Source organism: Mycolicibacterium alvei, assembly GCF_010727325.1.
Taxonomy (GTDB): domain Bacteria; phylum Actinomycetota; class Actinomycetes; order Mycobacteriales; family Mycobacteriaceae; genus Mycobacterium; species Mycobacterium alvei.
In genome coordinates this window covers 3709860-3733852 of sequence record NZ_AP022565.1, presented here as the reverse complement: position 1 = coordinate 3733852, position 23993 = coordinate 3709860, and the positions used below count along the sequence as shown (strand labels likewise).

Annotated in this window: 20 protein-coding genes and 1 pseudogene; 11 read left to right on the top strand and 10 right to left on the bottom strand. The window is 65.1% G+C overall.

Features of this window, described 5'->3' with window-relative positions; genetic code table 11:
• Nucleotides 1-44 precede the first annotated feature (44 nt).
• Nucleotides 45-1274, top strand: a complete 1230-nt coding sequence (locus tag G6N44_RS17740) for an alpha/beta hydrolase (protein ID WP_308213827.1) — start codon at nt 45-47, stop codon at nt 1272-1274.
• 29 nt (nt 1275-1303) lie between these two features.
• Nucleotides 1304-2755, top strand: coding sequence for a WS/DGAT/MGAT family O-acyltransferase (locus G6N44_RS17735; RefSeq protein ID WP_163666135.1), 1452 nt, complete (start codon nt 1304-1306; stop codon nt 2753-2755).
• A 108-nt stretch (nt 2756-2863) separates the two neighbouring features.
• Here G6N44_RS17735 and G6N44_RS17730 read toward each other — a convergent pair whose 3' ends face one another.
• Complete coding sequence (locus G6N44_RS17730) at nt 2864-3685, bottom strand: mycofactocin-coupled SDR family oxidoreductase (RefSeq protein WP_163666133.1); 822 nt, start codon at nt 3683-3685, stop codon at nt 2864-2866.
• Nucleotides 3686-4383: 698 nt separating this feature from the next.
• Between G6N44_RS17730 and G6N44_RS17725 the strand changes: the two genes are divergently transcribed.
• Complete coding sequence (locus tag G6N44_RS17725) at nt 4384-5835, top strand: MmgE/PrpD family protein (protein WP_163666131.1); 1452 nt, start codon at nt 4384-4386, stop codon at nt 5833-5835.
• 300 nt (nt 5836-6135) lie between these two features.
• Here G6N44_RS17725 and G6N44_RS17720 read toward each other — a convergent pair whose 3' ends face one another.
• Together G6N44_RS17720 and G6N44_RS29895 are read right to left on the bottom strand one after the other, a co-directional pair.
• The gene (locus G6N44_RS17720; RefSeq protein ID WP_235683103.1) at nt 6136-7668 is read right to left on the bottom strand and encodes an AMP-binding protein; all 1533 of its coding nucleotides are present in this window, start codon (nt 7666-7668) and stop codon (nt 6136-6138) included.
• Nucleotides 7669-8274: 606 nt separating this feature from the next.
• Nucleotides 8275-8388, bottom strand: a pseudogene (locus G6N44_RS29895) (TetR family transcriptional regulator); the annotation flags it as partial.
• Nucleotides 8389-8707: 319 nt separating this feature from the next.
• Here G6N44_RS29895 and G6N44_RS17715 point away from each other — a divergent pair.
• On the top strand, nt 8708-9127 hold the full coding sequence (locus G6N44_RS17715) for a nuclear transport factor 2 family protein (protein ID WP_163666127.1): 420 nt from the start codon (nt 8708-8710) through the stop codon (nt 9125-9127).
• A gap of 6 nt (nt 9128-9133) precedes the next feature.
• Here G6N44_RS17715 and G6N44_RS17710 read toward each other — a convergent pair whose 3' ends face one another.
• Nucleotides 9134-10357 carry an acyl-CoA dehydrogenase family protein gene (locus G6N44_RS17710; protein ID WP_163666125.1) on the bottom strand — a complete coding sequence of 408 codons (1224 nt, stop codon included), beginning with the start codon at nt 10355-10357 and terminating at the stop codon, nt 9134-9136.
• Nucleotides 10358-10452: 95 nt separating this feature from the next.
• Between G6N44_RS17710 and G6N44_RS17705 the strand changes: the two genes are divergently transcribed.
• Nucleotides 10453-11580, top strand: coding sequence for an acyl-CoA dehydrogenase family protein (locus G6N44_RS17705; protein ID WP_163666124.1), 1128 nt, complete (start codon nt 10453-10455; stop codon nt 11578-11580).
• Between the two features lie 44 nt (nt 11581-11624).
• On the opposite strand, the gene G6N44_RS17700 is transcribed toward G6N44_RS17705, so the two are convergent.
• Nucleotides 11625-12380: a FadR/GntR family transcriptional regulator gene (locus tag G6N44_RS17700; RefSeq protein ID WP_163666122.1), complete on the bottom strand. Its 756-nt coding sequence runs from the start codon at nt 12378-12380 to the stop codon at nt 11625-11627.
• 188 nt (nt 12381-12568) lie between these two features.
• On the opposite strand from G6N44_RS17700, the gene G6N44_RS17695 reads away from it, so the two are divergent.
• The 6 genes from G6N44_RS17695 (at nt 12569) to G6N44_RS17670 (ending at nt 18403) form a co-directional block, all read left to right on the top strand.
• The gene (locus G6N44_RS17695; protein ID WP_163666120.1) at nt 12569-13021 is read left to right on the top strand and encodes a MaoC family dehydratase; all 453 of its coding nucleotides are present in this window, start codon (nt 12569-12571) and stop codon (nt 13019-13021) included.
• Nucleotides 13022-13195: 174 nt separating this feature from the next.
• Nucleotides 13196-14707, top strand: coding sequence for an ANL family adenylate-forming protein (locus tag G6N44_RS17690; protein ID WP_163666118.1), 1512 nt, complete (start codon nt 13196-13198; stop codon nt 14705-14707).
• Nucleotides 14704-15465 carry an SDR family NAD(P)-dependent oxidoreductase gene (locus G6N44_RS17685; RefSeq protein ID WP_163666116.1) on the top strand — a complete coding sequence of 254 codons (762 nt, stop codon included), beginning with the start codon at nt 14704-14706 and terminating at the stop codon, nt 15463-15465. The genes G6N44_RS17690 and G6N44_RS17685 overlap by 4 nt, the downstream gene beginning before the upstream one ends.
• Nucleotides 15466-15472: 7 nt before the next feature.
• The gene (locus G6N44_RS17680; protein WP_163666114.1) at nt 15473-16603 is read left to right on the top strand and encodes an acyl-CoA dehydrogenase family protein; all 1131 of its coding nucleotides are present in this window, start codon (nt 15473-15475) and stop codon (nt 16601-16603) included.
• Nucleotides 16600-17637, top strand: a complete 1038-nt coding sequence (locus G6N44_RS17675; protein WP_163666112.1) for an acyl-CoA dehydrogenase family protein — start codon at nt 16600-16602, stop codon at nt 17635-17637. The genes G6N44_RS17680 and G6N44_RS17675 overlap by 4 nt, the downstream gene beginning before the upstream one ends.
• Before the next feature lie 19 nt (nt 17638-17656).
• The gene (locus tag G6N44_RS17670) at nt 17657-18403 is read left to right on the top strand and encodes an enoyl-CoA hydratase/isomerase family protein (protein ID WP_235682765.1); all 747 of its coding nucleotides are present in this window, start codon (nt 17657-17659) and stop codon (nt 18401-18403) included.
• 24 nt (nt 18404-18427) lie between these two features.
• Here G6N44_RS17670 and G6N44_RS17665 read toward each other — a convergent pair whose 3' ends face one another.
• From G6N44_RS17665 to G6N44_RS17645, 5 genes are read right to left on the bottom strand one after another with little or no spacing between them, the layout of a single operon-like run.
• Entirely contained in the window at nt 18428-19552 is a 1125-nt protein-coding gene (locus G6N44_RS17665; protein WP_163666108.1) for an acyl-CoA dehydrogenase family protein, read from the bottom strand.
• A complete protein-coding gene (locus tag G6N44_RS17660; protein ID WP_235682763.1) occupies nt 19549-20805 on the bottom strand; it encodes an acyl-CoA dehydrogenase family protein in 1257 nt (418 codons plus the stop codon). The genes G6N44_RS17665 and G6N44_RS17660 overlap by 4 nt, the downstream gene beginning before the upstream one ends.
• Before the next feature lie 35 nt (nt 20806-20840).
• A complete protein-coding gene (locus G6N44_RS17655; protein ID WP_197907466.1) occupies nt 20841-21848 on the bottom strand; it encodes an acyl-CoA dehydrogenase family protein in 1008 nt (335 codons plus the stop codon).
• Nucleotides 21845-23026, bottom strand: coding sequence for an acyl-CoA dehydrogenase family protein (locus G6N44_RS17650; RefSeq protein ID WP_163666105.1), 1182 nt, complete (start codon nt 23024-23026; stop codon nt 21845-21847). Before G6N44_RS17650 ends, G6N44_RS17655 begins: the two co-directional genes overlap by 4 nt.
• The gene (locus G6N44_RS17645; RefSeq protein ID WP_163666103.1) at nt 23023-23829 is read right to left on the bottom strand and encodes an enoyl-CoA hydratase/isomerase family protein; all 807 of its coding nucleotides are present in this window, start codon (nt 23827-23829) and stop codon (nt 23023-23025) included. The genes G6N44_RS17650 and G6N44_RS17645 overlap by 4 nt, the downstream gene beginning before the upstream one ends.
• Between the last annotated feature and the right edge of the window lie 164 nt (nt 23830-23993).

Here is a 23993-nt window from a genome sequence, read left to right as displayed (position 1 = left end):
TATGCCAGCGCCCACACCGATAGTTCGCCGTCAAGGCACAAGAGGTGACCGCCACCGACAGGGAGTGCGCCATCCCGGGCCTGCGGTCAGTGGCCAAGTGGATCGTCCGCGCCCGCGCCACGGATTATGTTGTCGCGCTGGCGACGTCGTATGGGTCCATCCCGCTGGTCGGCAGGTACCTTCAACCGTTCGGCGGTGCCGCCGCCGTGGGCGTGTGGGGCTATCGGCACGCCCCTGATTTCCTGGCCGCGGCAGTGCGGTCGCGGCTCACGCAAGGGGCGGGCGAACTGCGTCAGCGGGAGCGCGATCAGACCCGAACTGTCGCAGAAGCCGTCCTGGACGACATCACGCCCGGCCGAACGCCCGTCGAGTGGCCCGCTCCCGACCGGGTTGCACCCCTGTTCAAAGCCGGCCAGCACCGCGGACAGTATCTCTATCGACGGTCAGTCCCCTACGGCGAAAGCCCCGGCCAAGTCCTCGATGTGTGGCGGCGGCGCGACCTGCCCGCCGAACCCGCACCGGTACTGGTCTTCGTGCCTGGCGGCGCCTGGGTGTACGGCAGCCGCGTCATGCAGGGCTATGCGCTCATGTCACACCTGGCTGAACGAGGCTGGATCTGCCTGTCGATCGATTATCGCGTTGCGCCCCAGCACCGCTGGCCGACGCACCTGCTCGACGTCAACGCCGCCGTGGCGTGGGCCCGCGCGAACGCACAGCAGTTCGGCGGGGACACCGAGTTCGTTGCCATCGCGGGATGTTCTGCTGGAGGTCACCTCTCGGCCTTGGCCGCCCTCAGCGCGGATGACCCCCGCTTCCGCGGTGACCTACCCGCGGATGCCAAGACATCGGTGGACGCAGTGGTCAGTATGTACGGCCGATACGACTGGGAGGACCGCTCCACACCGGAACGTGACACATTCGTGGACTTCCTCGAACGCGTGGTGGTGCGGCGTCGCTACGCGCGCCATCGCGACATTTTCCGCAGCGCCTCACCGATCGCGCGGGTGCGGCCCGACGCACCGCCGTTCCTGGTGGTGCACGGCACGGCCGATACAGTGATCCCGATCTGGCAAGCACGCGCCTTCGTCGACAAACTCCGTGGCGCATCGCAATCGGTGGTCGGCTACCTCGAACTGCCTGGCGCCCATCACGGATTCGATATGACCGACGCGACACGGACCGCCACTGCCGCAACCGTCATCGGCATCTTCCTCGAGAAGATTCGGCAAAGCCACGTCGAGCGAACAGCACAACAGCTATACAGGCAGCACTGACAGTCGGCGTCGACAGGGAGGTGTGAATAGTGAAGCGGCTCAACGGTTGGGATGCGTTGCTGCTGTATAGCGAGACACCTAACATCCACATGCATACCCTCAAAGTCGCCGTGATCGACGCGTCCAACTATCAGGGCGACTACACCTTCGAACTATTCCGTCGCACGCTGGGCCGCCGCCTGCATCTTCTAGAGCCATTGCGTTATCAGCTCATCGACATGCCCTTCAAACTGCATCGCCCGATGTGGCTGGAAGATTCACGGATCGACCTGGACTACCACGTACGTCGGGTCCCGGTTGCAGCTCCGGGAGGTCGCCGTGAACTCGACACCCTGATCGGCGAGATCACCGCTACCCCGCTGGACCGCACCCGGCCGTTGTGGGAGTTCCACTTCGTCGAAGGCATGGCCGACAACCGGTTCGCGGTGATCGGCAAGGTGCACCACGCCCTGGCCGATGGGGTGGCCTCAGCCAACCTCATGGCCCGCGCTATCGACACCCGCGCCAGCAGCCGCACCGAACGTAACAACGACGGCGGCAGCGTTGTGCCATCCACCGGGGTCCTGCTGCGCGCAGCGGCCCGCGATCACCTCGACCAGATCCGTGAACTTCCCGCCCTGATCACCAGCACCGTGGATGGAATCGCCCGCGTTCGCCGACGGTCTCGCCAACGCGACCACAGCGCTGCCATGGCCACGAACTTCAGTCCACCCGCGACGTTTCTCAACCATCTCGTGCCACCCGGCCGCACGTTCGCCAGCGCTACGCTGTCACTGGCCGATGTAAAGTCGACCAGTAAACATTTTGGGATCACGATCAACGATCTGGTGCTGGCAACCGCAGCGGGGGCGCTGCGCGAACTACTGCTGCGCTACGACAGTCACGCCGACGAACCAATCATCGCATCGGTGCCCGCCAGCCTCGACACCTCACCGGATCGCATCGTCGGCAATCAGCTGGGAGCGATGCTGGTGTCGCTGCCGGTACACCTCGACGACCCGCTAGAACGGGTTGCGCTCAGCCACGCCGCCGCCGGGATCGCCAAGGAGAACTTCCACCTGCTGGGGCCCGCGATCATGAGCCGGTGGTCGGCCTACCTGCCGCCGCCGGTCGCTCCCCGAGCATTTGCCTGGTTGGCCCGCCACGAAGCGCAGAACATGCTGATGAACGTGCCGATCTCCAACGTGCCCGGGCCGCGGGAGCGAGGAACCATCGCCGGGGCGCCGATGAGCGAAATCTACTCCGTGGGACCGCTCATCAACGGCAGCGGCATGAACCTCACGGTGTGGAGTTACGTCGACCAGTTCAACATCTCCGTGATTGCCGACGACCAGACCTTCGCCGATACCCACGAGGTCACCGATGCAATGACCCGTTCGTTTGCCGAAATTCGCAGTGCCGCTGGGCTTTCCGGATCGCTCACCGAGGTGGACACAGCGATGGCGCACGTCACCCCGGACGCGCGCAAGCAGACTCGATAAGCCACAGCTTCCCAGATGGTGTGCCATCAGCTTGTCTAGCTGCGCGTTTGGGTAATTGCCGGTGCGTGTTGCTGCGCCGCCGCATAACCGCCGAACCGCGCACCAGTACTACATCGCGGTGTATCCGGCGTCGATGGGTAGGCATACCCCGGTGACGTAGCGGGAGTGGTCGCTGGCCAACCAGACCACCGCGTTGGCGACGTCCTGGGCCTCGACGAACGGGACCGGCAGTAGGTTGGTGGCCAGCTTCGCCGCCGATGGATGCTCGGCAAACACCTGCGCCATATGCTCGTTGGCTACCATTGGGGTGAAGACCCCCGTCGGGTGCACGGTGTTGACCCGAATGCTGTGCTCCGCATAGGACGTGGCGGCCACCCGCATTAGTCCGACGACCCCATGCTTGGACGCGGCATAGGCGAATGCTGCCGCACTGCCGTCGCCGCCTCGCCCGACCAGTCCCTGCGTCGAACTAGTCAGGATGATTGAGCCGCCGCGCCCCTTGCGAATCATCGAAGGCACCGCGGCCACCAGAGTGTTCCAGACTCCGAATAAGTTCGTCTCCACAATGTCGCCGTAAACTGCTTCGTCGGCGGGATCGATCTTGCCCGTGGCCACCACGCCGGCATTGGCCACCACGATGTCGATATCGCCGAGTTCGTCGACTCCTGCGTCAACGGCTGCGCGCAGTTCGGTCAGTTGGCGCACGTCTACGACCGACGTATGGATCCGCCGACCCAGATCGCGGACGAGTTGTGCGGTCTGCTCGAGATCCTCGCGGCTGGCCAGGGGATACGGAATAGAATCCATGTCAGCCGCGCGGTCCACAGCGATGATGTCAGCGCCCTGCTCGGCCATCGATACCGCATGGCTGCGGCCCTGCCCGCGTGCCGCGCCGGTGATCAGTGCGACCCGGTTTTCAAGCAAACCCATCTGTGCCCCTGTCCTAGGTTTTCGGCGGTGCGGCGGCGACGCTGGGCTCGTTATTCTTAAGCTGTAACGGTTCACCACATACGGCTGCATCCGTGGCTGTGGGAATCATATAAGGCAGGTTAGTGTCAGCATGTGTTTTTGATGAACACCGCTTAGGACGCACCGACAATTTGAACCCGCCCACTGGGACGTCCGCGCACCTCGACGGCCATAGCGACTAAGTTCCTTTAAACTTCAACGTTTCCCGGTGTGATTAGGCGGCGTCCTCACCAAGGCGCGCGTGCCCGACGACACCGCAATGCCGCCTATATGCACCACGAGTTTGACACTGTACTGTCAATTGTGTGGGTCTGATTCATCCTCGGGTCGATGCCGGTCCTTTGCCGATTTCGCCCAACATGCCTGGCGCTCCGGAGAACAACAGGCCGTGCTGATCGATAGACAGAACCGACACATCCAAAGCGGACCCATGCTTACTCCACGCACGACGCCGCCACCCCGGGCGGACCGGCGAGGCCGCCGTAACCGTTCCGCCGCTGCTGCCAGTACGGCGCACTGCCGCCGCGAGGGCCACCAGGCAACCCACGCAGATACCGTTGATAATGAGGCGAATTCGGCCAGCTTGCAGTGACATGCATCGATCTCCCCACGGTTCATCACGCCTGTCGTAGGCGCACAACAGCGAGAGGGCACATGCCATGGTCACTGACGCCACAGCCACCAGTCAGCTCATCGGGCTGATCCGGGACGTCAAATTCGAGAATCTCCCGGCCCAAGTCGTGCACGACACTAAACGGCTGATCGCCGACACCATCGGATGCGCGCTTGGTGCCCGCAACCATGAGGCAGGACGGATCGTTGCCGCCGTTGCCGCCGAGATGGGCGGCCCGGGCATCGGCGATGGGGCGACCGTAATGGGCACCACAGTCAAGGCTTCTCCCGCTGCCACCACCGCCGCCAACATGTACCTGGGTAACTATCTCGACGCCGACGACACTTACTTGAGTTTCAGCCACCCCGGCGTTGCGCCAGTATTCTCCGGCCTCGCTTTCGCCGAAAGTTTGGGCCTATCGGGTAGAGCGTTAATCACAGCGGTGGCCCTAGGTTTCGAAGTGGGCTGCCGGGTCGGTGGTGCACTGGAATTCATCCGGGTGACACCTGGCGACATCGAAGTGGTTCCGGGATGTCTCGGGTGGTACGGATTCTGCGTCGCGGGCACGGTAGGCAAGCTGTTGAACTTCACGCCTCGCCAATACAACAACGCGTTTGGCCTGGCGGGCTGGATGGCGCCGATCGAGACCGGTCAATTCTTCGCGCCGATACAGCGGCCGGGCAAACACATGCTGAAGTATTCCCCCGTCAGCTCGATGGGCATCAATGGGGTGCTGGCCGCGCAACTCGCCCATAAGGGCTTCGACGCCGAGAAAGACATCTTCGACGCGGCGGAGGAGTTTTGGCGTGCCTTCGGTGCGTTGGGCCTTGACCGGGACCGCCTGCTGACCGGACTGGGCGATATCTGGCAGGTGTCACGAACCTCGTTCAAACCCTATTCGGCCTGCCGCTATGGCCACCCGGCGATCGCGCTGTTCAATACCTTGGTGTCACGGCACGGACTGCGCCCTGAGGACATCGATCACGTGGTGGTCCGGACTTTCGACCGCGGCGTGGACTGGCTGGGCCCCATCTACGCGCCCCAGACACCGTCGGATTTGCAGTTCAGTATCCCGATGGCGCTGGGAGCCGCAGCCTACGGATCTGACTTAGGTCCTTCTTGGCAGGACGAGGACAGCATCCGCGACCCGCGCTACCTCACCTTCGCCAGCAAAGTCTCCATCGAAGCTCACCCGGATAGCCGACAGGCGATCGCCGAACAGATGCTGGCGACGGGGCGCTTCACGAGGATCCCCAACGAGGTGCAGATCAGTGCGCGCGGCCAAGAGTTTCGCGAAAGCTGTGATTATGTCTGGGGTGACCCGTGGTCAGAGGACACGAGGATGACCGACGACCAGCTGAAGGCCAAATACCGCAGGTACGCCCAATTCGCACTGCCCGCAACGCGCGTCGAACGCTCCCTTGACGCGTTGTTCAATCTCGACGAGCTGGGCAACATTGCCGAGGATCTAACGCCGCTGTTAGCGGAGTCAGATTGACGGCAATGCTGGCGTTAGGTAGCCCCAAAGTGCATTGGTCCCGTTATGGTATTGCGAAGTCTTACGCCGACTGAGAAATACCCACAGTGATGAACGGCCTGAGAACTGTTGGCCGGACCTGTTGAAAACCCCGACGTAGCTAATCACTATCGGTCGACTTTTTGACTCCGGAACGCGGCTTGGCTGATTCCGGAACGCGCCGGCCTGACAATCACTCGTACTGTCACTTCTAGCCGGAACAACAATAGGCGGTCCGGTTGGCCACGTCATTGCTGCTCCGTGTTGGTCTTGTTGCGTGCGTTACAAGTCGGCGACGGTCTCCCGAATGCGTTTCTTGTCGATCTTGCCACTGGGCAGGACGGGCAGTTCGTCGACTATGGCGAGGCGGCGCGGAACCTTGTACCGCGCCAGCGTGTCCCGCAGGCGCTCCTGGACGCGGTCCAGGGTCAGCTGCGCGTCCGGCCGCAGCACAACGACGGCGGTGACGGCTTCACCCCACCGGGAGTCCGGCGCGCCGACCACTGCGCAGTCCATCACCTCGTCAAGGCCGCGCAACGCGTCCTCGACCTCTGGGGAGTACACATTTTCCCCGCCGCTGATGATCACGTCCTTTTTCCGGTCGACCAAGTACAGCAGCCCGTACTCATCCATGCGCCCGACGTCACCGGTATGGCACCATCCGTCCTTCAACGTTGCCAGCGTGGCCGGTTGATCGTTCCAGTAGCCGCGGAACAGCGAGTCCGACTGAACAAGGATTTCACCCGGCTGCCCGGGTGGGACGTCGAGACCGTTGTCGTCGATGATGCGTACCGAGACACCAGGAAACGGAAATCCGACAGACCCCAGCCTGCGCTCAGCCTCGGGGGTGTCGAGCGAATGTAGTTCGCGCGGTAGCCCCGAGACGATGGCTTCGGTCTGCCCGTAGAGATTCAGGAATCCGGTGTGCGGCATGGTCTCCAATGCCTGACGCAGGGTAGGTGGCGACATCGGCGCGGCCGAATAGACAACGGTGCGCACCTGGCCGAGCACCTGGTGGGCACCGCGTTCGTCCAGGAGTCCCTGGAGCATCACCGGGGCGAGATGGAGCAGGCTAATGCGCTCATCGGTGACCAGCCGGAGGGCTTCTGCAGTATCGAATTGCGGTTGGAGCACCGCGGTTCCGCCGCGGGAGTGCAGGGCGCTGATGATGGCCAGCGCGCCGAAGTGGAACATCGGCATGTTGATCAGCCCGCGGTCGTCGGAGCCGGTGCGCATCTCTACGTTGGCCGTGAAGGCGATCCGGCGCAGTTCGCGATGTCCGAGCATGCAGCACTTGGAGGGGCCGGTGGTGCCGCTGGTGAACAGCAGGCAGGCGATGTCATCAGATCGGGCGGAAAACGGGAGTTCATCGGGGACACCCTGGGCGATGAAGGCATCGAATCGCGTCATCCCCGGCGCGGGGGCGGTACCGAGGCTGACGATCTGCCGGACCCCGCTCAGCTGGGGCGCGAGCTGGCTGACGATGGGGGCGAATTCGTCGTCGCAGAACACGATGGACGGGGTGACCCTGTGCAGGGCGTCGAGGATTTCAGGTGGGGAGAGCCGAAAGTTGATCGTTGCCATGATGATTCCGCTCAGCTGGCTGGCGGCGAAGAGCTGACCGTATTCGATGCTGTTGCGGCCGAGCACGGCGATGCGGTCTTGTCGGCGCAGCCCCTGCTCGGCCATTGCCGACGCCAGTCTCACGCCGTGGTCGCGCAGTTGGCGATGGCTGACAAATCGGGATCCGAGTCGGTAGGCGGCAACGTCGGGAAAGCGGTTGGCGTTGTCGATGACGATGTCGCCCATCGTCATTCCCACATCACCGCCGGAACGTAAGAGGGCGGTCGACGTCCGCTGCGGCGGGGCGGTTGTGACAGCGGGCTCGGGCAGCGGGGCTATGTCGAACCGTTGTGCCGACGGCGTCGTCTCGACGGGTCGCCTCGATTCGGTCGTAGGCGAGGTGTCGGCGAGGACAGCCATGATGAGCGAGGCGACTGTAGTGACCATGTCGTCGTCCTCCACCGGCAGGCCTTCCGGTCGCACGAAGTACCACGCACGGTCCAGCAGGGCGAGAACTGCCAGTCCCAGCGTTTCCGTTGACGAAGTTGGCACGCGTCGGCGCGCTTGCAGCGCGCGCCCCAGCGGGGCGGCCACGTGCATCTCCATCCGACGCGCCCCCTCCCGGAAGGCATTGCTGCTGAAGGACCAACTGCTCGACGACAGGACGAACGCGCCGTGGATATCCATGTAGGCGAAGTAGGCGCTCACCCATGACTTGATCTCGTCCAGCGCTGGATGAGCGCCGAGCGTCTCCCATGCCCTGACTACGGTCTGCGCGTCGCGGTAGGCGTCCTGGCCCAGTGCGGAGAAGACCTCGGCCTTGTCCTTAAAATAGGTGTAGAAGCCGGCGCGGGATATACCGCACTTGTCGGTGATGTCGTTGATGCGGGTGCCGCCGTAGCCGCGACTGAGGAACAGGCTGCGGGCCGCCTCCAGAATTGAGTCCCGCGTTTGCAGTGCGCGAGGACTCATAGGGGTGTCGTTGTGCTGTAGGTCCACAGTCCCGTCGCGGTTTCGTGAGGCCGTCATATCGTCCGATGATGGTACTCCACGGCCGCCGCTGACTGGATCAGGCATCTCTCCAAAGTCCGCACATGCGCGCGGCATCAGCGCAGTTCACACGCCGTTTATCCAGCTTGGCGTTTCTGTCAAAATTACTTGGCGTTTGTGTCAACTACCGCTAAGGTCGTGCCGTGGGCACGGCGCTCGGGTGCCCACCGAACGATGCCGCCGCTCCACGACGGTCCGGTCGCGGTCGCAGCCGAGCGCCCTTCGACACAAGGAGACCTGTATGGCGGACGCCGCCGATGCCGGCCGCGCTGACGCGGTGGCAACCCTGCTGCACCACTTCTCAGCGGGTGAGTTCGACACCGCGATGGCGCTGTTCGCCGAGGAGATCGAAGTGCGGCTGCCGTTCCAGGATGAACGCACCGGGTTCTGGTCCCACATCCGCGGCCAGCGCGGTGTCCGGCAACTATTCGCGGGGGTGGCTGCGTTGTTCGATCCGCATCCGCTGCTGCTCGACGAGGTGTTTCCCGCTACCGACGGCAAGACTGTCGTGGCCCGGTATCACGGTGACTTCGTCGCCCGCGGCACCGGAAAGCCCTATCAGAACACCTATATCGCAGTGTTCGAATTCGATGACGGCCTGATCAGGTCGTGGACGGAATTTCACAATCCTATGGTGTTGGCCGAGTCGTTGCGCCCCTAGGTCGGCTCACACTGCACGCGTCTCGCGGGGTAGTCCGAGGATGCGTTCGGCGATGATGTTGCGTTGGATCTCCGAGGTTCCGGCGTAGATGGTGCCAGCCATCGCGTTGCATAGATGTACCGACAGCCAGGAGCTGGAATCATTAGGAGCGCCAGCATCGTCGGCGCGGAACCATCGCATGGGCGTATCCCCGTCCCAGACCAAGGCGTCCCTGCCAAGGATGTCGACGGCCAGCCGTGTGGTGTTCTGGTGATACTCGCTCCAGTAGAGCTTGGCCACGGACGCCTCAGGCCCCAGCGACCCGTCGCGCATATACGCCGCCAGGATCTTGTCCCCCAACGCTTTCATCACCGCAACGCCAAGATAGGCCCGTCCGAGCCGTTCCCGGGTGATCGGCTGGCAGTCAGCGCCGCGTTCTTTTGCCAGCGCGAAGACGCGTTCCAGTTCGTGGGCGAACAGGATCGGGTTGACCGCCGCTTCCTCGCCACGTTCATGGCTCAGCAGCGAATTGGCCACCGCCCAGCCATTGTTGACCTCCCCGACGACCAGGTCGGCCGAGGTGCGGGCGTCAGTGAGGAAGACTTCGCAGAAGTCCTGGGTGTCGTTGAGCATGGTGATCGGCCGGACGTCAACACCGGGTTGGTCCATGGGCATCAGCAGCATGCTGATGCCCTTGGACTTCGGCGCATCCGGGTCGGTTCGCGCCAGCAGGAACATCCAATTGGCGTTCAGCGCATTGGAGGTCCAGATCTTCTGGCCGTCGATGTGCCATTGATTACCGTCGCGACGGGCACGAGTCCGCAAACTGGCCAGGTCTGAGCCCGCCTCGGGCTCGGAGTAGCCCTGGCACCAGATGTCCTCGCCACTGATGATGCGGGGCAGGAATCGCAACTTTTGCTCATGGGTTCCCCACGCCGCCAACGTGTTTCCCAACAGCTTCATTGACAGGGTGTCACCTGGGGTTCCGACCGGCACTTTGGCACGGGAGAACTCCTCGACCACCACCAGGTGGTCGAGTTTGGTCAGACCCCGCCCGCCGTACTCCACCGGCCACGTCACGCCGAGCATTCCAGCCTTAGCGCACAGACCCCGCCATCGGTCGACGAAATCACGGCGCCGGGTCCCGGGCAGCGCGCCGACGCCTTCCCATTCTGCGGGAAGGTTGTCGTGCAGAAACGCCCTGACCTCGTCACGGAACCCGGGTGTCTCGGCGGGTCCAGGCGCGGTCACCGGTCCACTCCCCGGGTGTTGCAATTAATCATATAGAGGATAGTAATCTATTCAACGACGAATCCAATATGGAGCTTTGATGTGGAGGAGGGGCCATGCCCTTGCTGACTGATGCGGACCGCATGCAGTTCCGGACCTGGGTCCGTGACGCCCTGGAACAGTTGGCCCCACTGGACCAGACCCGGATATTGGCCGAATCGGGCCGCCGCGACGATCCAGCTCTGCACGGGAGTCTCGCAGAGCTGGGGATGTTCGGACTGGCGACACCTGAGGAGTACGGCGGCGGTGACGTAGGTGCGGCAGGCCTGGCCATTTTTCTCATGGAGGCCGGCCGATGTCTGCTACCGGCCCCGTATCTGTCGACCGCCGTGCTTGCGCCGACGGCGATCCGCTGGGCCGGCGCCGAGAAACATTTCGCCGAGCTGCTCAGGGGCATCGCCGCGGGACGGGCGCGGGTGGCGCTTGCGGTGAGCCCGTCGGGCGACACTGCGCTGCGCGCCGCACGCGATGGGCAGTTCTGGCAACTCACCGGCGCGTACCCGGCCGTGCTGGAAGCCGACGTGGCGGATTGGCTGATCGTAGCCGCCGAAACAGACACTGGCCCTGGGCTGTTCGTAGTCGACCGGCACGACGCTGGCGTGCACATAGCTGCGCTTCACTCGGTGGATGTAGCCCGGCCGGTGGCCGCGGTCACCTTCACCTCCGCACCCGGGGTTGCGCTGGGTGATCTCGACAGCGCCGCGGCGTTGCAGGCCCGGCTGCAAGACCTCGTGCGCTTGGCGATCGCCGCCGATGCGGTCGGAGGGGCTCAACGGCTGCTGGACATGTCGGTCGAGTACGCCAAAGCGCGGGTTCAGTTCGGCCGGCCGATCGGCTCATTTCAGACCATCAAGCACCGCTGCGCCGATCTGTTTGTGGCCGTGCAGGCCGCGACCGCCGCCGTAGAAGGCTCGTTTGACCACCTCGACCAGACACCGGGGACGACCCCGGTGTCGGTCGCCGTCGCCGCAGTCTGCGCGCACGAGGCGAACTGGCAGGCAGTCCGGACCGCGATGCAGATTCACGGTGGGCTCGCCCTGACCTGGGAGCATGAGGTGCAGCTCTACCTGAAACGCATGACCGCCTCGCAACATCTGTTGGGCAATCCCGACCACGAGCTCGCCCGACTTACCGATCTGGTGCTCGCCGCAAACTACGACGTGGTGCGAGAGATCATCGGATGAGCCCGCGCCCGACGACCATCCACCTCGGCGTGTCCGCCGGCGAATCAGCCGAGCATCTCCACCACCGTCTTGGCCAACGGGCGCGCGGTGTAATGATGCTCGATCTCGTCGAGGTGCTTGTTCCACAGGTCGATCGCGGCGTCGGTGTCGCGGCGTTTGATCAGCGTCACGAAATACGCATGCGTGCGATGGACTTCGCCGTACTCGATGCCCAGCTCACTGGGCGCCAGCGCCTCGACGTACCGGTTTCGCGCCGGCAACAAGATGTGGTAGAGCACCTCGACAGTGGTGCGGACGGTCTCGTTGCCGGCGAGTTCGGCCACCAGCAGGTGAAAGTCGATGTCGTGGCACGCGTACTCGACCGGGTTCGTGATGTGCGGGGTCGCCTCAGCGATCGCCTCGCTGAGCCGGGACACGGTCTGGCGGCGCTTATCTCGTGCCACCGCCTCGCCCAGCGGTCGCTCCAGCGCGCTGCGAGCGCGGTAGACATCGGCCATCGTGGTGCCGCGATACTGCAGCAGGTATCCCAGATGCCGTGCCGCCATGACGCCGTCGGGCGGTTTGACCCGTGCGCCGCCCAGAGCGCCGCGCCGCACCACGATCAACGCCTCGGACTCCAGGATGCGGAACGCTTCACGCAGGGTGGGCCGGCTGACGTCAAACTGCTCCATCAACACCGCTTCAGCGGGCAGCAGCGCGTCCACGGGAAGCTCACCAGTGATGATCTGGCCCCGCAGGCTGGCCGCCACCAACTCGGCGGCCTTGGGAACCCGAACAGCACCAAAAGACGCTGCCGTCATGGATATACCCCCCTGCCTCGGGTCGTTGGCGGCGATGTCGCACCAGCCGTCGTCATTAATCGTCTAGAGCATCATAATCCTCCACCTTATTTCGATCGGTTCGATGTTGGCCGGTGCGCCCCACGCCCCGGCGCTCCCCCTTGCGTCATCACCGCAACTACCCACACCAATTCAACGAAGGATGGATCGTGCGAAAAATAGAGGGCCCAGACGAATTGCGCTCGCTGATCGGCCAGGAAATCGGTATCAGCGGGTGGTTGGACGTCGATCAGGATCGCATCAACCTGTTCGCCGACGCCACCAACGACCACCAGTGGATCCACGTCGACCCAGAGAAAGCCTCCAAAGGGCCTTTCGGCGCGCCGATCGCCCACGGATACCTCACCCTCTCGCTGCTGCCGCCGCTGATGAACGACGTGTTCGAAGTGGCCAACAAACGGATGGGGGTGAACTACGGCCTCAACAAAGTTCGCTTCCCCGCACCCCTTCCGGTCGATTCCCGGGTGCGGGTGCGGCTCGGCGTCGCCAACGTCGAAGACGTACCCGACGGCATCCAGGTGACCTGGCTGGCCACAGTGGAGCGCGAGGGCGGCGATAAACCGGTCTGCGTCGCGGAGTCCATCACCCGTCTCTACTTCTGACCCGCGGCCCTGATGAACGGAGACCGATAGTGGTGGTGAACCACAGCGCCGATCGGCGCGCAACGCCCACGGCGGCGGGTACGGCTCGGTGTCAACAATGACGCACCCGAGGACGCTCTGATGCACACCCCGCACGATTCGGATGGCACAGGCAGTGAGCACAGTCTTGCGCCCATGCTGCGTAGTCGGCTCCGCGCCTACGGCTCGGCACCCGTTATCGAGTTCGGCGGTGCGTGGTTGCGCGGCAACGATCTCACCGATTACGTCGATAGAATCGACGACCTCATCGGAGAGGCCGGCGTCGGTGAGCGCAACGAGATCGCGCTGGTGGTGCGAAATCGACCACAACACGCCGCCGCGATCATCGGGCTGCTGGCACAACACCGGTCGTTTTCACTCATTTACGCGTTCCAGTCGCCGACTGCCATTGCGGCGGACATCGAGGCGATGAGGCCCGCGGTGGTGATCGCCGACCGTGAGGACTGGACCGCGCCAGTGATGACGGCGGCTGGACGGGCCGGATCGATCGGCATCGCGGTGCAATCGGCCGGCGAGCGGGCAGCGCTCCTATCCGAACTGTCCGGCCGCGGCAACGCACGGGATACCGCAACGCCCAGGCAACCCGCCATCGGTGTCCTGACCAGCGGCACCACCGGCCCACCCAAGCGCATCAGTTTGCCTATCGCGGCGCTGCAGCGCGCGGTGCTCAGTGCCACGGCGCTGTCGCCTAGTAACGGCAACGCGGCACCGGAACTGGTGTTCTGGCCTTTCGCCGGGATCGGCGGTATCGCTCAACTCGTCGGCGCCATATACAGCGGCAAGCGACTCGTCCTGCTGGAGAAGTTCACAGTCGACGATTGGGTCAGCGCAATCAAGCGCTACCAGATGCCGTACGTAGGTGTGCAGCCCGCCGTAGTGCGGATGGTGTTGGAAGCGCGGGTACCGCCGGACGATCTCGCTTCGTTGAAGTTCCTGTTCGGTGGTTCTGGCCCGTTGGAGCCCGAAGCTCGCCAGCTGTTCGAGAAGACCTACGGCATTCCCGTGCTATGGGCTTACGGCGCAACCGAATTCGCAGGCACCGTGCTGGCTTGGACACCGGACCTGTATGCAAAATTCGGCCACGCGAAACCGGCGGCATCAGGCCGGCCCACGGCCGGCACCGAGGTACGTATCGTCGATCCGTCCGCCGGAACACCAGTACCCGACGGCCAGCAAGGGCTCCTCGAGGCCCGCGTCCCGCTGGTCAATCCAGACTGGATTCGGACCACCGATCTCGCTTCGATCGATGCCGATGGCTTTGTCACGCTGCACGGCCGCGCCGACGGCGCCATCAACCGTGGCGGATTCAAGGTACTGCCGGAGACCGTCGTCACTGCTCTGGTAGATCACCCGGCGGTCCGGGACGCAGCCGTGGTCGCGGTGCCAGATTGGCGCCTGGGTGAAGTTCCGTTCGCGGCCGCCGAGCTCCATCCCGGCACCCCGGCACCCAGCGTCGATGAGCTGAAAACTCATCTGCGGCAACGGCTTCCAGCACATCACATCCCGGTGCACGTCCGGATCGTCGATCAGCTGCCGCGCACCCCGTCGCTCAAGGTGAGCCTGCGCGAGGTCGCCGCCCTCTACGACCCCGACTCCGGCACCCCGCCGCAGTCAGCCTCACACACCCCCACAGGAGGAAGCACATGACCACTACCGCACGACTGACCGGTCGCGTCGCCGTGGTGACCGGCGCCGGCCAGGGACTCGGCCGGGCGATCGCCATCCGCTACGCCGCCGAGGGCGCACGGGTCGCTGTCGTGGATATCAACACCGATACCGCGCAGAACGTGGCCGCGGAGATCACTGCCTCCGGCGGCACCGCCATCGCCGTTGCGTGTGACGTCTCGCAGCGTGCCGCGGTCAACGACGCCGCGGCATGCATCGCCGCCGAACTGGGCACCATCAGCGTGCTGGTAAGCAACGCGGGCCTGACCCGCCCGGCGATGTTGTGGAAGATGACCGACGAGCAATGGTCGACCGTCCTGGACATCCACCTCAACGGAGCCTTCTACTGGCTGCAGGCGGTGGTGCCGGGCATGCAGGAAACCAGGAAGGGTTCCATCATCTTTACGACGTCCTCGGCCGGCCTCAATGGAACCATCGGGCAGATCAACTACGCGTCGGCCAAGGCGGCGCTGCTGGGCATGACGCGGTCAGCTGCCCGGGAACTCGCCGGCTACAACATCGTGGTCAACGCGGTCGCCCCGGCCGCGGCGACCCCGATGACCGAAGGGCTGCGCAACAACGACAAGCTCAATGACAACTACCTGCAACGTATTCCGTTGAAGCGGTGGGCCGAGCCGGAGGAGATCGCCGGCACCTACGTGTTCCTGGCCTCCGACGAGGCCACCTACATGACCGGGCAGGTCCTGGGCGTCGATGGCGGTCTGGTGATGGTGCGGTGATGACCCGATGAGACTCGAAGCGACCGAACTCAGCACAGACGAACAGCGGTTGCGCGACGAGGTCCGGGCCTTCCTGGCCGAACGTCTACCACCGGGCGGCTATGACGTCGGCTTGGGTTTCGCCGCCGCCAGCGATCCCGCCTTCTCCCGCGACCTGGGTGCGCGCGGCTGGCTCGGCATGGCCCTGCCGAAGGAATACGGCGGCGGCGGACGCACCGCAGTGGAACGGCTCATCGTCGTCGAGGAGCTACTGGCAGTCGGCGCACCGGTGGGCTGGCACTGGGTCGCCGACCGTCAATCAGGTCCCAACATCGCCGCGAACGGCACCGAGGAGCAGAAGCAGTCCTTTCTTCCCGGCATCGCCAGCGGCGAGCTCTCGTTCGCGATCGGCATGAGCGAACCCGACGCCGGCTCAGACCTCGCCGCCGTGCGCACCCGAGCAGTCAAGGTCGACGACGGGTGGCTGCTCAACGGGACCAAGATCTGGACCTCCGGTGCCGCCGAGGCGACCCATGTGTTGGGGTTGTTTCGCACCTCGGAGGACCGGTATCGCGGATTGACCCAGTTCATTGTGGACCGCCACGCCGACGGGCTTACGCCCTCGAAGATCACCTTCATCGACGGCACCCGCCATTTCTGCGAAGTGGCGTTCGAGGACGTCTTCGTGCCCGACTCCCGGCTGCTGGGTGAGGTGGGTGCCGGTTGGGGGCAGAACACCGCCGAACTGGTCCTCGAGCGCGGCGGGGTCGACCGGTGGATGTCGGTGATGCCGGTGCTGAATCACTGGGCCGGCACGCTACATGGCGCCGCACCCGGTTGGGCGCAGGCAGAACTTGGATCGGTGGCGGCGCGTGCCTGGGCATTCCACGGCCTGTCGTTGTCGATCGCACGAGCAGTGGACCGCGGCGAATCGCCGACGGTCGAGGCCGCATTGGCCAAGGAAATGGCCACCCGTTTCGAACAGGAGTGTATCGAGATCGTGCTCAGGCACTTCGGCCGCACACCGGAACTCTCGTCACCGGACCCGTACGAATCCCTGCTCGCCAGGGCGGTACTGACCGGGCCGTCGTTCACCATCCGGGGCGGGACCACCGAGATCATGCGCAACATCATTGCCAAGGCGCTGATCGCGTCATGACCACCAACCAACGCGACCCCCAGCTCATCGGGCTGGTCAGGGACTACTTCTCCCAGACCTTCACCGCCGACGTCGTCGGCGCAGTGGAGCGCGACGGCATGACCGCCGCCTTGTGGCAGTCGGTGGCAGAGCTCGGCTTGCCGCTGGTCGGGGTCGGTGAGGAGCACGGCGGCTCAGGTGGCTCATTGCTGGATCTGCTCGCGGTGCTGGAAGGCACCGGCCGCCACGCGGTACCCCTGCCGCTGGCCGAGACCAGCCTGGCCGCATGGCTGCTGGCCCGCGCCGGCGCCGAGGTACCGGCCGGCCCGATGACCGTCGTCCCCGATCCCAGCGGCCTGTACCTGGACGGTGGCCGGTTGACGGGCACCGCGGCACACGTGCCCTGGGTGCGCGGCGCCACCAGCGTGGTGGCGGCGCTACCGACCGGGGTGGTGCTCATCGACGCCGGCCGGTTGCAAGTGGCTGCCGGTGCGGATCTGGCGGGGATGCCCCGCGACGCCATCACCGCCACCGGAATCGAGATCGACTTCTACCCGGCCGATATCGGCGCCGACGACGTGCTGCTGCGTGGCGCACTGCTGCGATCCGCCCAGATAGCCGGGGCAATCACCGGAGCGTTCGAGCTGACCACAACCTATGTCGGACAACGTGAACAGTTCGGCCGCCCGATCGGCAAGTTCCAGTCCGTTCAGGCTCACGTCGTTGAGCTGGCACAGGCATCCGCCCTGACCACGTTGTCCGTCGAGCGCGCGGGTACTGCGGCACAGACCGGCGCGGGAACTTTCGAGATCATCGCGACGAAGTCATTGGCCAGCCGCAATGCCGGGCTGGCGGCGCGTGCCGCACATCAGGCGCACGGGGCCATCGGCGTCACGCAGGAATACGGCCTGCAACTGTTCACCCGACGCCTGCAGACCTGGCGCGGCGACTTCGGCGACGAGGCAACCATGAACGCCCGGCTCGGTGCGGCGATGGGTCGCATCGGTGACATCACCACAGCCGTCACGGCCGTGGGATCAACGATCGGAGTATGAAGTGGCACAGGATATTAATGTGAGCACCGCAGGCCAGGTCAGCATCATCGAAATCACCCGGCCTCCGGCGAATTACTTCGATCGCCAGCTCATCGGCGAGATCGTGGATGCCGCCGCCAAGGTGCACGCCCAAGGGACGCGCGCCATCGTATTATGCTCAGACGGCAAGCATTTCTGCGCCGGAGCCAACTTCGCCCAGGGCGAGATGGACGACGACCGGGCGCGCTTCTCAGAGCTGCTGTACCGGGAGGCGGTTCGGTTGTTCGACGTCCCGGTGCCGATCATCGCCGCGGTTCAGGGTTCGGCTGTCGGGGGCGGCCTCGGTCTGGCGTGCGCAGCCGACTTCCGCGTCGCCGCGCCATCGAGCCGTTTTCACGCCAACTTCTCAAAGCTGGGATTTCATCACGGCTTTGGGCTGAGCGTGACCCTGCCCGGCATCGTCGGTTCCCAGCACGCCATGGACCTGCTCTACACCAGCCGACGCATCAACGGTCAATACGCCTTCGAGATCGGGTTGGTTGACAGACTGGTACCGGAAGAGGACGTCCGGGACGAGGCTCTGATCTGGGCCGTCGAGATCGCTGCGGCCGCACCGCTTGCGGTGCAGTCGATCCGGCAAACTCTACGGGCACCCCTGGTCAGCCAGGTCCGAGCAGTGCTGGACCGAGAGCTGGCCGAACAACGGAAGCTGTGGGCCACCGAGGACAGCAAGATCGGGATCGCCGCCAACCTGGCCCGCGAGAAGGCGGTGTTCGTCGGGCGATAGCGCCAGGCGACGGCGGCCCCGCGGTTAGATGCCGAACGCCTGCAGGACTCGTTCGTGGTAGACCGCGGGGCCGCCGAAGCACAGTTGGGATGCCTTAGCCCGCCGAAAGTACAAGTGGGCGGGGTGCTCCCAGGTGAATCCGATCCCGCCGTGCACCTGAATGTTCTCCGAGGCCACGAACATCAGCGCCTCCGAACACACCGAATGCGCCACCGCGGCAGCAACTCCCAGGCGCGGTGCATCGGGGACGCCATCGGCGGCATCCGCCGCTTCAAGGGACGCAGAGTCGGCCAGTGAGACCCTCACCAGCATGTCGGCGCACTTGTGTTTGACGGCCTGAAAGCTGCCGATCGGGCGGCCGAACTGGGTGCGTTCCCGGGCGTAGTCAGTCGCCGCCTCTAGGCAGGCGCGGGCGGCACCGCACTGTTCGGCGGCCAACCCGGTCATGGCCAGATCCAGAACATGTTCAATCAGTGCCGCGGCCTGGCCTGGTTCGCCGACCAGCACGGCCGGGGTGTGGTCGAACGACACGACGGCCTGGTGCCGGGTCATGTCCAGTGTGGTCATAGGGTGCCTGGTCAGACCCGCCTGTTCGGCCTCGACAGCGAACAGGCCCGGGCCGGCCTCGGTGGCGGCAACGACCAGGATCAGGTCGGCGGTGGCACCGTCCACGACGAACATTTTGCGGCCACTGACAGTCCAGTTGTTCTCCGCGGGGACGGCCCGGGTGTGGAGCGCATCGGTCCGCCAAAGGCCATCGGTCTCGGCCACCGCGACCGTCGCGGTGAGCTCCCCCGCGGCGATCCGCGGCAGGTAGGTCGCGCACGCGGCGGCATCCCCGGAAGCGAGCAACGCTGAACTCGCCAGCACCACGGTCGAGAAGAACGGGGACGGCAGCAATGCGCGCCCCATCTCCTCGAGTACCACACGTAGCTCGCGGAACCCACACCCATCGCCGCCGTAGTCAACCGGTATCGCCATCGCCTGGACGCCGAGCTGACTGGTCAGCTGCGACCACACCACGGGATCCCAGCCGCGAGCCGACTCCATTGCCGACCGCAGCCGGTCCTCGGGGGACTTCGCGGCCAGGAAGTCGCGGACGCTGCTCCGCAGCTCGGCGAGGTCGTCCTGGCTCATGGTGTCCGTCATCGTGGGTTGTCCTTGCCTGACGTCGGCTCTTTGGGCAGGCCCAGCACCCGCTCGCCGAGGATGTTTTTCATGATCTCTTCGGTGCCGCCGAGGATCCGCAGTGCCGGGACCGACAACAGCAGTTCCGACCATGCGTAGGTGCCCCACTCGCCGGTATCCGCACCAAGTTTCGGTCCGAGCACCTCGGCGGCGAAATGTGCTGCCCGCGTGAGATTTTGGGCGAACATCAATTTGGAGACCGACCCCTCAGGGCCGGGATCCCGGCCGGACTGTAGCCGTCGCGATGCCTGGTGGTTGAGGTACTGGCTGGCGGTCAGATCCGCGAGTAGCTTGGCCAGTTCGCGACGCAGCGCGCCATCGTCGAGGCGGCCATTGACGTCCATCAGTTTGGCCAGGAAGGGTTGTGAGAGTGCGCGGGTTACCGAGTCGGAGCCCTCACCGCCGACGGTGGCGCGTTCGTTCATCAGTGTGGTCAGTGCGACACGCCAGCCGTCGTTCACCGCGCCGAGGCGGTGATCGTCCGGCACCCGCACGTCGGTGAGGAAGACTTCGTTGAAGTCTGCGCCGCCGGTCATCTGTCGCAACGGGCGCACCTCGACGCCGGGAGCCGACATGTCCACGAGAAACGCGGTGATCCCCTTGTGCTTGGGGGCCTCGGAATCGGTGCGGCACAACGCCATTCCGATCTGCGCGTGCTGGGCGATCGATGTCCAGACCTTCTGTCCGTTGAGGACCCACCCGTCCCCGTCGGGAACGGCTTTAGTCTGGACGCTGGCCAGGTCCGATCCGGCGGCCGGTTCGCTGAACAGTTGACAGGCGATGACTTCCCCGGAGTACATGGCCGGCAGGTAGCGGTCCTTGATGTGATCGCGGGCATGGGCCAGGATCGTCGGGCCGATCATGCCCAAGCCGATGACCGCGAGCACACCGGTGTCAGGGACTTCGTACTGCGCTTCGATGCCGTCGTAGACCAGGTCGTGGACTGCGGTCAAACCGCAGCCGCCATACTCGCGGGGACCAGTGATCCAACCGAAGCCGGCGTCGTAGCGCCGGCGCTGCCACGCGCGGGCTGCCGCCACGTTGGCATGATCGATCTCCGGCGGATCGCTGCTGAAATAGGCGATCCGATCCGGTCCCACACCCCACTCCACGGCCGCAGCCTGGTCAGATCGGCGCTCGGCGTTGTCCCGGAGGAACTGTCGCGCCGCATCGGCGAACAATTCCAGATCTACTGGCGCTGCGACGCTCGGCACTGTCGTCTCACCTACCTTTCGGGTCGTTGATGCGGTCATAGCAGCTCGAATGCCGCGTCGATTTCCTGGCTGTCGAGCACCGCACTGCCGATCACTTCGGTCAACGCCTGGTGTCCCCCGAGCAGCGCGTCCAGGGCCGCGGCCCGCTCGACGTAGCGGTGGATGTCACTTTCCCCAGTCAGGCCGATCGCCCCGGACACCTGAACGGCGTGGCGCATCAGGACGGCTTGGGCCTGGCCGGCGCGCATCTTGGCGACGAGTGCCGCCCATGGGGCACCGTCACTGCCCATAACGGCGTAGGCGTTGTCGAGCACCGACCGGGCACCAGCCATGGCGACGTAGCCTTCGGCGAGTCGGTGGCGGACCGCCTGAAATGAGCCGATCGGCCGACTGAACTGGACCCGGGCGGTCGCGTGTGCGAGCACCAGTTCCAACGCGGCCTCACATACTCCGAGGATCTCGGCTGCGAGCGCACGCCGTCCGGCCGCCACCGCACGATCCCATGTCGTGCCCGCCGGAACCGCGTCTGCACGCGCCGGGTACGGACCGGTCACCGTCCGCCATCCGAGTGCGTTGTCGAAGCCTCGGATCGGGTCCTCTGACAGCGTCAACTCGTCGGTCCGCACCAGCAGGAGCGCGACCGCGCCGCCGTCAAGTGTCGTCGGAATCACTGCGTCCTGTGTGCCGTCGAGAGGCCCTAGCGCCAACCCGCGCAGGGGTTGGTTCCGGCTCATACTGAACTGCCCGTCCAAAGGATGCGGGTAGATGACGGCGCGGCGGCGGCCAACGGCGACGGATGCGGGCAGCTCGGCGAGGACCACGTCATCGAGGGCCCTCGAGTTAGCCAGTGCCCGACCGTGTTCGGTGAACAGCGCGGTGAGCGCGGCGGCAGGATCCTCGGCAAGAACCTCAGCCCACCCCAGGTTGGCGAGCAGCGGTGCCAGATCCTGTCCGGCACTGCGCCGATCGAACATCTGCCGCAGTGATTCGGTGATCTCGGCGCGTGTTGCGGCGTCGAAACCTGCACCCGTGCGGGCGTTCACGAGCTCGTCTCCTTGGGAAGTCCAAGAACGCGATCTGCGATGATGCCGCGCTGAACCTCAGCGGACCCTCCCATGATGGTCGAGGCTCTGCTGTACCACCAGTCGTCGCGCCAGTGTCCCGCCACGGGTCCGTCGCCAAACAGGAACTCGTGGGGCAACAAATCACGCGCCAAGTCGTGTAGCCCGGTCTCCGCGGTCGCCAACAAGATCTTGTCCACGCTGGCCTCCGGCCCCACCGCTTCACCCGCGGCGAGCCGGCGTACGGTTTGGGCGCTGCGTGCCTTGAGGGTGACAATGTCGGCGTAACACTCGCCCAGTCGGCGCACACCGCCGTCCGGCAGTTCCGCCAGGGTCTCCCGCAGCTCTCGCAGCTTGCGGGCGGCGACAGTGGCGCTGAGCCAGGCATACATCGCGCGTTCGAACTGCAACAGGAACATCGCGACCTGCCAGCCTTGACCCTCGGCACCGACCAGCCGTGACGCAGGCACTACGGCGTCGTCGAAAAACACTTCGGACAGCTCGTTCTGCCCGCTCGCCAATGCGATCGGGCGGATCGAGACGCCAGGGGTATCGGTGTCGACCATGATCATCGTCAGGCCACGGTGGCGACTCTCCAATGTGCCGGTCCGCAAAAGGCAGATCAGGCGGCGGGCAGTGGCGCCATGGCTGGTCCAGATCTTTTGACCGGACACGACGTAGGTGTCGCCGTCGCGGCGCGCGCGGCAGCGCAGCCCGGCGAGGTCACTGCCAGCGTCAGGCTCAGAGAATGACTGCGACCACCATTCCTCGCCGGAAAGATAGGCCGGCAGGAACTCGGACGCCAACGCCGGGGCGAAACGCAGCACCGCCGGTCCCAGCGTCTCCAGCAACATCTGCTGCTCGGGCACGTCGACCCCGGCCGCGCTGAGTTCGTCGTAGAGCACCGCACGGTGACGCTCATCGCCACCGAAACCGCCGGCCGCTTGCGGCCACCCGTACCGGCTCCAGCCGCTAGCAAAGAGCTGCGCCATCAGTGCCGCATGCTCGGACATGTGTTCTTCGGTCGAGCGATAGTGAGTCCCGCACCACCGCTGCAATGCCGGCTCGGCGGTGATGTAGCTGCGCACCGCGTGCCGGTAGGCCCACAAGTCATCGGTGAAGATCGACTGCTCGGCGACGATCGGCGAACCAGTTGTCATGACGGCGACTTTGCCTGCGTTGCCTTGGCTTTCGCACGCTGCAGGAAGCTGGTGACCAACGCCTGATGTTCCACGGTTTCGAACGAGTCGAATTCCTCGGACAGCGCGTACTCCAGCACCCCCGCCACGGCGCGTTTGATGTGCATATTCAAGGCTCGTTTGGTGCTCTGCACTGCTTGGGGCGGCAGACTGGCAATTTTCTGCGCGACCGCCAGGGCCTGCTTCAAGAGCTCGGCATCGGGGACCACCCGGTTGGCCAGGCCGAGCGCGACGGCCTGTTCGGCGGGGATCCGCTCGCTGGTCAGCAGGTACTCCTTGGCACGCAGCATGCTCATCAACAGCGGCCACGTCGGCGCCCCGCCGTCGGCGGCGGTCAGCCCAACACTGACATGCGGGTCGGAAATGTAGGCGCTCTCCGCGATGAGCACGATGTCGCTGAGCACCGCCAGATTGCAGCCCAACCCGACCGCCGGACCATTGACCGCGGCGACCACCGGCAACGGGAAGTCCACCATCTCAGTCAACAGCCGCCGCGCCCCGTCGATCTCCCGCCGACGCCGCGGTCGGTCATCCCACAACTCCACAAAGTGTTCGAAATCGCCGCCAGCGCTGAATGCCCGACCGGCCCCCGTGAGCACGACCGCGCGGGCATCGGCATCTTGGGCCAGGTGGCCCCACACCGCCTGCAAAGCACCGTGCAGCGCCTCGTTCGTGGCGTTGAGCGCCTCCGGCCGGTTCAGTGTGACGACGCGCACCGCGCCGTGAGCCTCAATGAGCAACTCGGGCTCGAAAGGATTTGGCATGGACTTCCCCATCATTCGTGTTTCGCGCAACCTGGCAGCACAGCCTCGCCCATGGTAGGCCATCGGCTGACGTTTTTGTCAACTTATCCGTTAAGGCCTTATAGCAGCTGGCCCGATGCGCACATAAATCCTGTTCACGGACGTGCTGAAGCGGATTGACGTTT